The organism is Pseudomonas sp. RV120224-01b, from assembly GCF_003208145.1.
GTDB lineage: Bacteria > Pseudomonadota > Gammaproteobacteria > Pseudomonadales > Pseudomonadaceae > Aquipseudomonas > Aquipseudomonas monteilii.
On record NZ_QKMQ01000003.1, the window covers coordinates 248,063 to 262,134 of the forward strand.

13 protein-coding genes and 1 tRNA gene are annotated in these 14,072 nt (G+C 61.8%); 12 read left to right on the top strand and 2 right to left on the bottom strand.

Annotated features, from left to right (window positions below):
- From N436_RS07160 to N436_RS07185, 6 genes are all read left to right on the top strand, one after another.
- Positions 1 to 432, top strand: a complete 432-nt coding sequence (locus N436_RS07160) for a GNAT family N-acetyltransferase (RefSeq protein WP_105946557.1) — start codon at positions 1 to 3, stop codon at positions 430 to 432.
- A 118-nt stretch (positions 433 to 550) separates the two neighbouring features.
- Positions 551 to 940: a helix-turn-helix domain-containing protein gene (locus tag N436_RS07165; RefSeq protein WP_105946558.1), complete on the top strand. Its 390-nt coding sequence runs from the start codon at positions 551 to 553 to the stop codon at positions 938 to 940.
- A gap of 63 nt (positions 941 to 1,003) precedes the next feature.
- On the top strand, positions 1,004 to 1,642 hold the full coding sequence (gene uvrY / locus N436_RS07170; protein ID WP_003251380.1) for a UvrY/SirA/GacA family response regulator transcription factor: 639 nt from the start codon (positions 1,004 to 1,006) through the stop codon (positions 1,640 to 1,642).
- Between the two features lie 6 nt (positions 1,643 to 1,648).
- Entirely contained in the window at positions 1,649 to 3,472 is a 1,824-nt protein-coding gene (uvrC, locus tag N436_RS07175) for an excinuclease ABC subunit UvrC (protein ID WP_110740688.1), read from the top strand.
- A gap of 33 nt (positions 3,473 to 3,505) precedes the next feature.
- Positions 3,506 to 4,066 (top strand): CDP-diacylglycerol--glycerol-3-phosphate 3-phosphatidyltransferase, encoded by a 561-nt coding sequence (gene pgsA / locus N436_RS07180; protein ID WP_060492890.1) that lies wholly within the window; start codon positions 3,506 to 3,508, stop codon positions 4,064 to 4,066.
- Positions 4,067 to 4,130: 64 nt separating this feature from the next.
- A tRNA-Gly gene (locus N436_RS07185) sits at positions 4,131 to 4,206 on the top strand.
- Between the two features lie 192 nt (positions 4,207 to 4,398).
- Here the strand turns inward: N436_RS07185 and alr are convergent.
- Positions 4,399 to 5,637: an alanine racemase gene (alr, locus tag N436_RS07190; protein WP_105946560.1), complete on the bottom strand. Its 1,239-nt coding sequence runs from the start codon at positions 5,635 to 5,637 to the stop codon at positions 4,399 to 4,401.
- Positions 5,638 to 5,834: 197 nt separating this feature from the next.
- Entirely contained in the window at positions 5,835 to 6,812 is a 978-nt protein-coding gene (locus N436_RS07195) for a LysR family transcriptional regulator (RefSeq protein WP_105946561.1), read from the bottom strand.
- A gap of 155 nt (positions 6,813 to 6,967) precedes the next feature.
- Between N436_RS07195 and N436_RS07200 the strand changes: the two genes are divergently transcribed.
- The 6 genes from N436_RS07200 (at position 6,968) to N436_RS07225 (ending at position 14,069) form a co-directional block, all read left to right on the top strand.
- The gene (locus N436_RS07200) at positions 6,968 to 8,260 is read left to right on the top strand and encodes an MFS transporter (protein ID WP_105946562.1); all 1,293 of its coding nucleotides are present in this window, start codon (positions 6,968 to 6,970) and stop codon (positions 8,258 to 8,260) included.
- Positions 8,261 to 8,272: 12 nt separating this feature from the next.
- Positions 8,273 to 9,028, top strand: coding sequence for a class II aldolase/adducin family protein (locus tag N436_RS07205; RefSeq protein WP_105946563.1), 756 nt, complete (start codon positions 8,273 to 8,275; stop codon positions 9,026 to 9,028).
- Positions 9,025 to 9,954 carry a glyoxylate/hydroxypyruvate reductase A gene (locus tag N436_RS07210; RefSeq protein ID WP_105946564.1) on the top strand — a complete coding sequence of 310 codons (930 nt, stop codon included), beginning with the start codon at positions 9,025 to 9,027 and terminating at the stop codon, positions 9,952 to 9,954. Before N436_RS07205 ends, N436_RS07210 begins: the two co-directional genes overlap by 4 nt.
- A gap of 32 nt (positions 9,955 to 9,986) precedes the next feature.
- Positions 9,987 to 11,213 carry a Zn-dependent hydrolase gene (locus N436_RS07215; protein ID WP_105946565.1) on the top strand — a complete coding sequence of 409 codons (1,227 nt, stop codon included), beginning with the start codon at positions 9,987 to 9,989 and terminating at the stop codon, positions 11,211 to 11,213.
- A 196-nt stretch (positions 11,214 to 11,409) separates the two neighbouring features.
- The gene (locus N436_RS07220) at positions 11,410 to 12,738 is read left to right on the top strand and encodes an MFS transporter (RefSeq protein ID WP_105946566.1); all 1,329 of its coding nucleotides are present in this window, start codon (positions 11,410 to 11,412) and stop codon (positions 12,736 to 12,738) included.
- 17 nt (positions 12,739 to 12,755) lie between these two features.
- A complete protein-coding gene (locus N436_RS07225; RefSeq protein WP_110740689.1) occupies positions 12,756 to 14,069 on the top strand; it encodes an OprD family porin in 1,314 nt (437 codons plus the stop codon).
- Positions 14,070 to 14,072: the final 3 nt, after the last annotated feature.

The following is a 14,072-nucleotide window of genomic DNA, read 5'->3' on the forward strand; positions in this document are numbered from 1 at the left end:
ATGTCTTTACAGTTAACCCCCGCCAGCGACCGCCATTGTACCTTTGCCCGAGACCTCACGCGCCGCGCCATGTTGCCGTACTACCGCGAGTACGACCTGTTGTGGATCGAAGAAGCCTTCGACGAGGCCTGGGGCTGGCGCGAGCAGTGGCTGGTGACCGAAGGCGACACCCTGCTGGGTTTCTGCAGCCTCAGCCAGGACCGCCAGGCGTTGTTCATCCGCGAGTTGCACCTGTTGCCCGAGCACCGTGGGCGCGGGGTCGGCAGCTGGGTATTGGAGCAGTTGGCGCTTTGGGCCAGGCAGCGGCGCCTGCCGCTGCTGCGGCTGATGGTGTTTCGCAGCAACCCGGCCCGTCAGCTGTATCAGCGCCACGGTTTCGTTGAAATGGGAGAAGACGATTGCTTTGTGCGTATGCAGCGCGCCATCAACTAATAGCCCAATGATGGCTTGTCGCGGTCCAAGAGCATGTGCATAGTGGATCCACGTGCCTAGGGCTGCCTGCAGAGGGTTGGCCGGGCATCAGGGATATCAAGGAAGAGGAGAAACCCCAATGAATGGAATCGGTCCGCGGCTGCGGGAAGAACGCGAACGACTGGGCATGACCCAGCGAGTTTTTGGCGATATCGGCGGTGTCGAGCCCAATGCTCAGGGCAAGTATGAAAGCGGTGAGCGTACCCCTCGGATCGATTACCTGGCCGCGTTGTCTGTCAGGGGGGTGGATGCACTGTATGTGCTTAGCGGTACACGCACCCCTGCACCGCTCGAAGGTTTGAGTACGGATGAGTCCGGTTTGCTGGGGGCATTCCGCCAACTGCCGTTCGAGGATCAGGCGGCGATTTGGCACCTGTTGGGGCGTTTGTCCAGCAACGGTAAACCCCGGCAAACAGCGAGGCCTCTGCCCGTTGAGCGTCAGGCGTTTCTGACGGAATCAATGCGTTAGGCCCACCGTGAAAAATTTTGTTAAGGTGGCGGGATCCAATCGCCCTGCTGACGAGGTGTGTGCTTGATTAGGGTCTTAGTGGTCGATGATCACGATCTGGTACGAACCGGTATTACGCGCATGCTTGCCGACATCGACGGCCTGCAGGTAGTGGGTGAGGGGGACTCGGGCGAGTCGGCGCTCAAACTGGCCCGTGAGCTCAAGCCGGATGTGGTGCTGATGGACGTGAAAATGCCCGGCATCGGTGGCCTGGAGGCTACCCGCAAATTGCTGCGCAGCCATCCGGACATCAAGGTAGTCGCCGTGACGGTGTGCGAGGAAGACCCGTTCCCCACGCGCTTGCTGCAGGCCGGCGCTGCCGGCTATCTGACCAAGGGGGCAGGCCTTGATGAAATGGTCCAGGCTATTCGGCTGGCCTTTGCCGGCCAACGCTATATCAGCCCGCAGATCGCCCAGCAGTTGGCACTGAAACCGTTTCAGCCGCAGGGTTCGCCGTTTGACGCGTTGTCCGAACGGGAAATCCAGATTGCCCTGATGATCGTCGGCTGCCAGAAAGTGCAGATCATCTCTGACAAGTTGTGCCTCTCGCCCAAGACCGTCAATACTTACCGTTATCGGATCTTTGAAAAACTCTCGGTCACCAGCGACGTCGAACTGACCTTGCTGGCCGTTCGCCACGGTATGGTCGACGCAAGCCTGTAAAACCTCATGTCTCAAGTGTTTGATGCCAGCGCATTCCTGGCGACCTGCAGTGGTCGCCCGGGCGTTTACCGGATGTTCGATGCCGAAGCCCGGCTGCTTTACGTGGGCAAGGCCAAGAACCTCAAGAAGCGCCTGGCCAGCTATTTCCGCAAGACTGGCCTGGCGCCCAAGACCGCCGCGCTGGTAGCGCGCATTGCGCAGGTCGAAACCACCATCACCGCCAACGAAACCGAGGCGTTGCTGCTGGAACAGAACCTGATCAAGGAGTGGCGCCCGCCCTACAACATCCTCCTGCGCGACGACAAATCCTACCCCTATGTGTTCCTGTCCGATGGCGAGTTCCCACGGTTGGGCATTCACCGTGGGGCGAAAAAGGCCAAGGGCCGCTACTTCGGCCCGTACCCCAGCGCCGGGGCCATCCGCGAAAGCCTCAGCCTGCTGCAAAAGGCCTTTTCCGTGCGCCAGTGCGAGGACAGCTATTACGCAAACCGCACCCGGCCTTGCCTGCAGTACCAGATCAAACGCTGCAAAGGGCCCTGCACCGGGTTGGTGACTGCCGAGGAATACGCTGAGGATGTGCGCCACTCGGTCATGTTCCTGGAAGGGCGTAGCCAGCAGTTGGGCAACGAACTGAATGCCGAGATGGAAACGGCCGCCATGGCCCTCAATTTCGAGAAAGCTGCCGAACTGCGTGACCAGATCGCCCTGCTGCGGCGCGTGCAGGACCAGCAGTACATAGAAGGTGGCAGTGGCGACGTCGATGTCATCGCCGCTTTCGTCAACCCGGGCGGCGCCTGTGTGCACCTGATCAGCGTGCGCGGTGGGCGAGTACTGGGCAGCAAGAACTTTTTCCCGCAGGTGGGTATCGAGGAAGAGGTGGCCGAGGTCATGGCCGCATTCCTTTCCCAGTACTACCTGGGCAACGCAGAGCGCGAACTGCCTGGCGAGTTGATCGTCAACGTGGTTCACGAAGACTTTGAAGCCATCACCGAAGCGCTGCACACGCTGCGTGGCCGCGAACTGACCATCAGCCACCGGGTGCGCGGTACACGCGCCCGCTGGCAGCAGCTGGCCGTGACCAACGCCGAGCAGGCGCTCAACGCCCGCCTGGCCAACCGCCAGCACATGGCTGCCCGCTTTGAGGCCCTGGCCGAAGTGCTGGGCCTGGATGAAGTGCCGCAGCGCCTGGAGTGCTACGACATCAGCCATTCCAGCGGCGAAGCCACCGTGGCCAGCTGCGTGGTGTTCGGCCCCGAAGGCCCGCTGAAGTCCGATTACCGTCGGTTCAACATCGAAGGCATTACCGGCGGTGATGACTATGCCGCCATGCATCAGGCGCTGACTCGCCGCTACGGGCGTATCAAGGACGGCGAGGGCAAGCTGCCCGATGTGTTGCTGGTGGACGGCGGCAAGGGCCAGCTGAACATGGCCCGCGATGTGATGCAGGAACTGGGCTTCAACGACCTGACCCTGCTTGGTGTGGCCAAAGGCGTCACCCGCAAGGCAGGCTTCGAGACCCTTTATCTGAACGACGTGCACCACGAATTTACCCTCAAGGGTGATTCTGCGGCTCTGCACCTGATCCAGCAGATCCGCGATGAAGCCCACCGTTTTGCCATCACCGGTCACCGCGCCCGTCGTGGCAAGGCCCGTCGGGTCTCCAGCCTTGAAGATGTGGCCGGGGTAGGGCCGAAGCGCCGCCGTGACCTGCTGAAACATTTCGGCGGCCTGCAAGAGCTCAACCGCGCCAGTATCGATGAAATCGCCAAAGCCCCCGGCATCAGTAAAAAGCTTGCCGAATCAATTTATGCCAGCCTGCATAGCGAGTAGAATGCCGGGCTCAACTTGCAGCCAGTCGTACCGATGAATATTCCAAACCTGCTCACCGTTCTACGCGTCCTGCTCATCCCGATCTTCATCCTGCTGTTCTATGTGCCCTATCACTGGAGCTACATGGCCGCCAGCAGCGTGTTCGCCGTTGCCGCTGCCACCGACTGGCTGGACGGCTACCTGGCGCGTCGCCTGCAGCAGAGCACGCCGTTCGGTGCCTTCCTGGACCCGGTGGCCGACAAACTGATGGTGGCCGTGGCCCTGGTGCTGCTGGTGCAGACCCACGCCAACTTCTGGCTGACCCTGCCGGCTGCAGTCATCATCGGCCGCGAAATCGTGGTGTCGGCACTGCGCGAGTGGATGGCCGAGCTGGGCGCACGCGCGCATGTGGCGGTGTCCAACCTTGGCAAGTGGAAGACGGCAGCGCAGATGCTGGCACTGGTGATTCTGCTGGCCAACCCGCCGGCGGTGACTTTCTGGGTCATCCTGGGTTACGGGCTGCTGCTGGTGGCGGCGGGGCTGACGCTGTGGTCAATGGTGCACTACCTGCTGGCGGCCTGGCCGCACCTGCGCGAAGGTTCGGAGCAGAAATAAAAGTTTTTTTGAATCAAGGGGTTGACGCTGTTTTAGAAATCGCTAGAATGGCACCCATCACGACGCGGGAATAGCTCAGTTGGTAGAGCACGACCTTGCCAAGGTCGGGGTCGCGAGTTCGAGTCTCGTTTCCCGCTCCAAATAAAGATCTACAGATTTTTATTCGAAGTCTGTAAGTCGTGAAAAAAGGGCCTTCGGGCCCTTTTTTCGTTTCTGCGGTAATCATCTTGGCAAGCTGGTTATTCACCCCGTGCCGGCAGTAGTGAAGACTGTCCAGCAATAGCCTCGGGGGAAGTACAAGGTACGCCGTCTTCAGGCAGCGTACCGGCCCATCACTGTGCTTTCAGCACCTTCGGATTCGAGTTGCCCCAGATCGTGTAGAGGTCGGCCAGCAACGCGCCGTTGATGGTTTCCAGCTCTGCCTGGGTGATTTCCTGATCGCCCTGCTTGCCGTAGAGCACCACTTCATTACCCGGCTTGACCCCCGGAATATCGGTCACATCGACCATGAGGGTGTTCATGGTGACCTTGCCAATTACTGGCGCCCGCTTGCCATTGATCAGTACCGAGGCCTTGTTGGAGAAAGCCCGGCGATAGCCGTCTGAGTAGCCTGCGGGAATGTTGGCAACCAGCGAGTCGCGATTCAGGGTGTAGGTGCGGTCGTAGCTGATGGTACTTCCGGCGGGGTAGTGGTTGACAGCTGCGACCTGCGACTTGAACTGCATGACACGCTGGAACTCTTCGTGGCCGCCAACCGGGTAGCCATACAGCGCCGCGCCGGGGCGCACCATGTCCAGCCAGCCCTCAGGTACTTCTAGCGTGGTGAAGGTATTGGCGCAGTGCAGTAGCAGTTTGCTGCGATCCAGTTTGGCCTGTTCGATCAGCAACGCTGACTGTTCCTTGAATGTGGCAAGCCCTTTGAGGACATCCTCACGCGCCTCCTCCGGGAAGTGGGTCATGATGCCGACCACTTGCAGGTGCGCGAGGGTAGCCATGGCAATGGCGTCTTTGCGACCCTGGGGCGTCCCCATCTCCACACCGTTACGTCCCATTCCGGCCGAATTGAGTGCCAGGTGCACTTTCAATGGGTGGCCATTGCGCTTGGCCAGGGCATCCAGTTGCTGTGCCACCTCCAGGTTGCCTACCAGTTCGTCCATGTCGTAGGGAAGTGCATCCTGTACCTCGCCAAGGCTGGCAGTTCGCAGTCGCATGAGCCGGCCTTTGAAGCCTTTCTCACGGGCGACGCGTGCTTCTTCATTACTGGCAACGCCAATGCAACCGATACCCATACGAATGGCCGATGGCACCAGCAGGGCAATCCCGTTGCCATAGGCGTCAGCTTTCATGACTGCGCAGACCTGACTCTTGCCGGCGACCAGCTTCTGTATGCGTGCGATGTTGTGTTCGAAGGCAGCCTGGTCGATTTCCAGCCAGGCATTGCTTTGCGCCATGCGTGCTGCTGCAGGTACGTCGTTGCTGCTGGCGTCAAGCAGCGGCGCGGCGTGTACGAAGCTTGCGCTGCTGGCGAGCGCCATGGCGATAGCGATGCGACTGAGGGCGTGTCGGGTCATGTCTGGCTTCCGTTCTTATTGAGGAGAGCGAGCCGGCGCCCCCTCGGGAGCGCAGACCCGTCTCGAAAGTTTCTCGGATAAAGAGACGCGAAACCTGTCGTGATGCAGGTGGCCGGCAGCGGATCAGGTCGTTGCGACCGGGACAACGACGGTTTGCGCTGAGGCTCGGAAAGCGCAGCGGGTTCGTTACGCTCGCCTCAGGATTTATCGACAGTCGCCAACTTATGCTGCAACCCCTCCAGAAATACCCCTTCTGCCATCGTCAGCTTCTGCTCCCGATTCCACAGCAGATACACGTCCACATCAACGATTCCCTCAGCCGGTGGTAATCGCCACAGCAACCCTTCCTCGATATCCTTTTGCAGCATATGGTCCGGCAAACACCCGATTCCGTACCCCGCGCACACCAGTCGGTGAATCTCCTCGAAGCTGGAGGAGGAGGCCACAATTCGCCCGGTGAACCCCTGTTGATCCCGAAATACCGCCAACGGCGACAGGTTTCCGCCCAACTGATCGCTCACGAAGCTGACAAAGTTCTCTCCCTGCATCTCCTCCAGCGCCACGTCTGCGCGCCCGAACAACCGATGACGTCGTCCGCAGAAAAATGCATAACGCTGGCGCAGCAGTTGCCGCTGCTCCAGTTTCTGTTGCGGTATCCGGCATAGACCTAAACCCACCGTCGCCGTCTTCTGCAGCAGTGAACTGATGATGTCCGAACTGCGTAGCACCTCGATCTCCACCTCCACCCGTGGGTGCGCTTCGTGAAAATCTGCAAGAAATTCGTCGTACAGCGTCGACTGCAGCCCGCTGATGGTCAGCAGCCGGACTTTGCCGGCCACGCCATCGTTTCGTTCCTCGACGGCAGCGCTGATCCGCGAAACATCGCCATAGATATCCGTGGCAATGCGCAACACTTCCTCGCCGGCAGAGGTCAGGTCAAAACGCGGCCCACGCCGCAGAATCAGGGCACAGTCCAGCTGCTCCTCCAGGCGCTTCAGTGCTTGGCTTACCGCCGACTGGGTGATGTGCAAACGCGCGGCTGCGCGGCTGACACTGCCTTCCTGGCCGATCACCAGGTAGGTGCGTAACAGGTTCCAGTCGAGCCGGTCGTTGAGGAAGCGACGACCCTCCCATTTGTTGACCAAGCCGTCAGCTTGCGACGCAGGCACTTTCATCTCAGGCTCCATTAGTAGCACTGCTAATACGGCGATTAAGAATTAGCAAATTGACTAATCATAGCCAGCGGGGCGATAAAAGACAAAAGCGCCAAAGAGCGCACCGTTTTAGCCAGAAACACTGCCTTTACAATTATTTCAAGAAGGGCCTTGCCATGCACACGTCCACTCAGCCGAGGCGCGCTGCGGCTGCCGCATTCGTCGGCACCACCATCGAGTTCTACGACTTTTACATCTACGCCACCGCCGCGGCGCTGGTGCTCGGCCAGGTGTTCTTCCCCAGCTCCAATCCACTGCTCAGCACCCTTGGCGCTTTTGGCACCTTCGCCGTCGGCTTTATCGCCAGGCCCATGGCCGGCATGGTCTTCGGCCATCTGGGTGACCGTCTGGGTCGCAAGAAGATGCTGTTGGTGACCATGGCGCTGATGGGCCTCGCCACCACCGGTATCGGTCTGCTGCCAAGTTACGCAACGGCCGGTATCTGGGCGCCCATCGGGCTGATCGCGCTGCGTATCGTGCAGGGCATCTCGGTAGGCGGGGAGTGGGGCGGTGCGGTGTTGATGGCCAGCGAACACGCCCCGGCCAAGCGCAAGACCTTCTATGCCTCTTTTGCTCAGCTGGGTAGCCCGGCCGGCCTGTTGCTGGCGCTGATCGCCTTCCGCCTGGCCTCGATGCTTGACCAGGACGACTTCGTCAGCTGGGGTTGGCGCATTCCGTTTCTGATCAGCGGACTGCTGATGATGGTTGGTCTGGCGATCCGCTTCGGGGTCGACGAGTCACCCGAGTTCAAGGCCGCGCGCGAGAATAAAGAGGTAGTCGAATATCCGGTCGCTGAAGTGATCCGCAGTTGCTGGCGACAAATCCTCTTTGCCGCGCTCGCCGTAACCATCGGCTCGGCCGGGTTCTTCTTCACCAATACCTTCATGATCACGTACGTCACTACCTACCAGGGCATTGCGCGCTCGACGATCCTGGACTGCCTGTTCCTGGTGACTATCCTCCAGTTCCTCACCCAGCCTTTGGCCGCGTTGCTGGCCGAGCGCATCGGCGAAGGGTGCTTCCTCAAAGGGGTCGCATTGCTGTGCATGGCCGTGCCCTATCCGATGTTCATGCTGGTGGGTACCCAGAATCTGTTGCTGATGACCCTTGGCATCGCCTTGGCGGTAGTCACCTTGTCGGCCCTCTACGCGGTGATCGCGGGCTACATGGCCCAAGCCTTCCCGGCCCACCTTCGCTACTCGGGCATCTCGCTGGCCTACCAGTTGATCTGCGCCCTGGCCGGGGGCAGTACGCCGATCATCGGCACACTGCTGGCCAACCAGTTCGCCGGGCAATGGCTGCCGCTGGCGCTGTTCTTCACCTTGCTGTCCACGCTTTCCCTGATCGGTGTCTGCGGCCTGTCGCGCCTGCGCAGCGACACTCAACCCGACGCCGTACTCGCTCGTTAACCAGGAGTTTCCATGAGCAAGCCCCATCACATCAGCGACGTCGAATGGCACGCCCGTTGCGAACTGGCCGCGCTGTACCGCCTGGTCGCGCACTTTCGCATGACCGACCTGATCGACACCCACATCACCCTGCGTATCCCAGGGCCGGAGCATCACTTCCTGATCAACCGCTACGGGGTGATTTTCGACCGTATGCGCGCCTCGGACCTGGTGCGCATCGACCAGTATGGCAATGTCGTTGGCGGTAACACCGACGCGCAACGGGTGAACGCCGCCGGGTTCGTGATCCATTCGGCCATCCACATGGCCCGCCCGGACATGGCCTGCGTGGTGCACACCCATACCGCCGCCGGCATCGCGGTGTCGGCCCAGGAGCACGGGCTGTTGCCAATCAGCCAGCATGCGCTGAAGTTCTACGGCAAGCTCGCCTATCACCAGTACGAGGGCATCGCGCTGTCGCTGGACGAGCGCGAGCGGCTCATCGCCGACCTTGGCCCGCACAAGGCGATGATCCTGCGTAACCACGGCCTGCTGGCCGGTGGGCAGAGTGTGGCCCATGCCTTCCACGAGCTGCATTTCCTGGAGCGCGCCTGCCAGGCCCAGGTGCAGGCCCTGGCCGGTGGCAGCAAGCTGATCTTCCCCTCGGAAGCCGTGTGCCGGCATACCGCGGCGCAGTTCGACCGGGATGAGGCGGACGAGATCATCGCCCTGAGCTGGAACGCTGCCCTGACCCTGATCGAAACCCAACGCGAGTCTTACTGCTCATGAAACCGCTGGTGCTTTTATCCGCCGACAATGTGTTGCTTGGGCAGTTGCAGGCAGCGTTCGCCCGCCAGGCGCCGGGGCTGCGCGTGGTACTGGCTGGCGACCCGGCCGCCGTGGATGCAGAAGTCGCCGCCTGCTGGTTTCCGCCAGCGGGCAGCCTGAAGGCATTGCCCTGCCTGAAGCTGATCCACTCGGTGGCTGCCGGTGTCGATCACTTGGGCACCGACCCCGACCAACGCAACCTGCCGGTATGCCGCGTGGTCGACCCGGCGCACCGCCAGGGCATGGCCGAATACGTGCGCTGGGCCGTGACCCACTACCACCGGGATTTCGACCGGGCCATGCAGCAGCAAGCGCGTCAGGTATGGCAGCGTCACCCGCAGAAACCCGCCGCACAATACCGCGTGGGCATCATGGGGCTGGGCTCGCTCGGCGGCGTCATTGCCGAAGAACTGAGCGCTGCGGGTTACGTGGTACGCGGCTGGTCGCGCACCCTGAAAGCGATAGAGGGCGTGCAGACTTTCGCCGGCGAAGCGTCCTTCGTCGCGTTCCTCGATGGCCTTGATCTGCTGGTGAACCTGCTGCCGCTGACCAACGCTACACGCGGCATTCTCTGCCAGAAGACCTTTGACTCACTGGCGCCTGGCGCGGCCGTGGTGAACTGCGGGCGTGGCCAGCATGTGCAGGTAGACGAGCTGATCGGCGCCGTGGAAAGCGGCCGCCTGCGCGGGGCCTTGCTGGACGTGTTCGAGAAGGAACCGTTGGCACCGGACAGCCGACTCTGGATCACGCCAGGCATCGTCGTCACGCCGCACATGGCGTCGGCGGCGTCACACGATTGCATCGCCCAGCAGATCGCAACAAATGCCCGGCGCCTTCACGAAGGCCAGCCGTTGCTCAACCGGGTGGATGTGCACCTCGGTTACTGAACCCACCGCCTGAACTGATGAGGAAACACACCATGCTGACATGCAATGGGGACCGGCTGTGGGACAGCCTGATGCAGATGGCCAAGGTAGGCCCAACGGAAAACGGTGGCAACTGCCGGCTGGCGCTGTCTGCCGAGGACAAGGCCGGGCGCGAGTTGTTTGCTGGCTGGTGCCGCGACCTGGGGATGACTGTCCATTTCGACGCCATTGGCAACCTGTTCGCCCGCAAGGTTGGGCGCGATGAGTCGATGCCGCCGGTAGTGATGGGTAGCCACCTGGACACCCAACCCAAGGGCGGGCGTTTTGATGGTATCTACGGCGTGTTGGCCGGGCTGGAAGTGCTGCGTAGCCTGCGCGATCAAGGTATTGAGCCGCTGCGGACGCTGGAAATTGCGGTATGGACCAACGAGGAGGGCGCTCGCTTCACCCCGGCGATGCTCGGCTCGGCGGTGTTCACCGGCGACCTGGCGCTGGAGCGTGCATTGGCGGTGAAGGACGCGGCCGGGGTCAGCGTGGCGCAGGCACTGGAGGACACCGGTCATGCCGGCAGCCTGCCGCTGGCGCGTGAGTTCGATGCCTATTTCGAAGCGCATATCGAGCAGGGGCCGATCCTTGAGGATGCCGGCCTGCCGGTTGGCGTGGTGACGGGCGGGCAGGCGATCTGCTGGCTGGACATCGAGGTCAAGGGCATTCCCGCGCACGCTGGCACCACGCCGATGCCGCTGCGCCGTGATGCGATGTTTGCGGTGGGTGAGATGGTCACGGCACTGGAACAACTGGCCCGGGACTTCGCGCCCAAAGGGCTGGTCACGGTGGGGCAACTGGAGATCGCCCGGTCTTCGCGCAATACCATTCCAGGCCGGGTGGCGTTCACGCTGGATCTGCGGCACCACGAGGATGAGCAGATCGCCGCGATGGAGGCCAGTGCGCGTGAGCTGATCAATGCCATTGCACTGCGCCGAGGGTTATCTGTGAGCGTTGAGCGCCACTGGCTGAGCCCGGCGACGCCGTTCGATGCGCAATGCATCGCGGCGGTGCAGCAGGCGGTTGACGAGCTGGGTTATGCGCACCAGCGAATTGTCAGTGGAGCGGGGCATGACGCCATTCACCTGGCGCGGCATTGCCCGACGACCATGGTGTTCATTCCGTGTGTTGGGGGGCTCAGCCATAACGAGGCGGAGGATGCCCTGCCTGACGATGTGAGCAAAGGGTGTGATGTGTTGCTCAATGCCGTGCTGAAGCGCGCCGACCGGAGCTGACACGGCCCGGCGTTGCCGGGCATCGCCAGCCATCGACCGCGAAGCGGTCGCGGCAACAAAAAAGTCATGAACTTTTCCAGTAATTGGCGCCCGCCAGCCGCGCGCCACGGCTTCGCTTTGCCCGAAAAACAAGAAATTGCCGTACCGATTGCACCTGCCAAACAACAACCAAAACCCACTTCCGGGAGTAAATGGCATGAACAGCCCTGCGTACACCAAGGTTGCCAGCGAGCAACCGACCCAGACCACCGATATGAAAAAGGTCGCCATCGCCAGCGTGATCGGCACCACTGTCGAATGGTACGACCTGTTCCTTTTCGCCACGGCCTCGGCCCTGGTGTTCAACAAGATCTTCTTCCCAGGCTTCGATCCGCTGGTCGGCACGCTGCTGGCCTTTGGTACCTTCGCCTCAGCCTACGGCGCGCGGATCGTCGGCGCCGCACTGTTCGGCCACTTCGGTGATCGCCTCGGGCGCAAATCGATGCTGCTGATCTCGCTACTGGCCATGGGGGCTGCCACCTTTGGCATCGGTCTGCTACCGGACTACCAGTCCATCGGCATCTGGGCCCCCATTTCACTGCTGACGCTGCGCATCATCCAGGGCCTGGCCCTGGGGGGAGAATGGGGCGGCGCCGTGCTGATGGCGGTGGAGCATGCGCCCAAACACCAGCGTGGCCTGTACGGTTCGTGGGTTCAGATCGGCGTTCCGGCCGGCACCATGCTCGCCAACCTGGTGTTCCTGCTGATCGCCACCACCTTGAGCACCGAAGAGTTGCTTGCCTGGGGCTGGCGCATCCCGTTCCTGGGCAGCGTGCTGCTGATTGCCCTGGGCCTGTACATCCGCCTGAACATTCACGAAACCCCGTCGTTCAAGGCCGTGGAGAAAACCGGTGAACAGGTGAAGGTTCCGCTGTTCGAGGTGTTCCGCAAGTACTGGAAACAAGTGCTGCTCGGCGGCGTGGCGACCATGTCCACCGGTACTTCCTACAACCTGATCGTTGCCTTTGGCCTTACTTACGGCACCCAGACCCTCGGCTTCTCACGCGGCGAGATGCTGACTGTGGTGCTGGTGTCCTGCGCCGCGTGCATCTTCATGCTGCCGTTTTTCGGCGCGCTGTCGGACAGGATCGGGCGCAAGCCGATCATCATCGGCGGGATCATCGCCGAAGCGCTGGTGGCCTTCCCGATGTTCTGGCTGATGGACACCAAGGAGCTGCCGCTGGTGTTCGCCGGTTACCTGCTGCTGATGACCGCCTTCGCCGCCAACTACGGCCCCATCGCGACGTTCCTGGCCGAATTGTTCGGCACCCGCGTGCGTTACTCGGGGTTGTCGATCAGTTACATGCTCTCGGGCCTGCTGGGCAGTGCGGCCACGCCGCTGGTGACCACGGCATTGCTGTCGATGACCGGCAAAGGCTCTTCGGTGGCCTGGTACATGGTCGGTTCGGCGGTGGTGTCGCTTGTGGCCTTGCTGCTGCTCACCGAAACCTTCAACAAAGACATCAACACCAAGGCACGTGGCTGAGCCCAGGGAGAGCATCGATGAAAAAGACCTTGCTGGCCGTCAGTGCCATTGTCGTGCCGCTTAGCCCGACTGCCTTCGCCGACCTGGTGAAAGACAGCCAGGCGAGCCTCAACCTGCGCAACTTCTACTTCAACAACGATTTCCGTGACAAGCCCGGCGCTGCCGGGCAAAGCAAGACTGAGGAATGGGCCCAGGGTTTCGTCTTCAATTTCGCCTCTGGCTTCACCGACGGCACTGTGGGCGTGGGCCTGGACGCCATCGGCCTGATGGGGGTAACCCTGGACAGCGGCGCTGGCCGCCACCGCGGCAGTAGCATGATCCCGGACGACGGTGCCGGTGCAGCCAGCGAGTGGAGCCGCTTTGGGCTTACACCCAAGATGAAGTTCTCGAAAACCGAGCTGCGCTACGGCAGCCTGCTGCCCAAGTTGCCGGTGCTTACCTACAACGATGGCCGACTGTTGCCGCAAACCTTCGAAGGCGGTCAGGTGACCTCCAGCGAGATCGATGGGCTGACCCTGACCGGCGGGCGCCTGGAGCATGTCACCGGGCGTGGCTCCAGTGACCGTACCGGGCTGGCGGTGGCAGGCGGCAGCCGCGAAAGCAATGAGTTCCTGTTTGCCGGTGGTGACTACAAGTTGGGCAAAGACCTGCTGGCGCAGTACTACTTCGCCAACATGCAGGACTACTACAACCAGCACTTCGTCGGCCTGACCCATACGCTGCCGTTCGCCGACGGGCAGTCCTTCAAGACCGAGCTGCGTTACTTTCGCACCACTTCTGACGGTGGCAACGGCAGCGCCGCCGGGCGTGCGAGCGGTTACCGGGTGAGCGGCTACACCGAGGACGGCAATGGTGAAATCGACAACCGCACCTGGAGCGCGGCGTTCACCTACAGCGTGCAGGGCCATGCGCTGATGGCCGGTTACCAGGTGGTTTCCGACGCCAGCAACTTCGTCCAGCCCAACCAGGGCTCCCTGGCCGGCAAGGGTGCCGGTGGGGCGAGCGTGTACCTGCACACCGACCGCATGCTGGCCAGCTTCAACCGGGCCGGTGAGCGCACAGGCTTCGCTCAATACAGCTACGACTTCGCCGCTGCCGGTGTGCCTGGGCTCAAGGCCTCGCTGATGTACCTCAAGGGTGACGACATCAAACGTGTCGGGGCGGATGACGGTTCTGAATGGGAGCGAGACATCGGCCTGGACTACGTGATCCAGAGTGGCACCTTCAAGGGGCTGGGCCTGGCCTGGCGCAACGGTGTGCTGCATTCCGACATCGATCCGAATCAGGACCAGAACCGCCTGATTCTGAGCTATAGCCTGGCGCTTTTCTGAAGG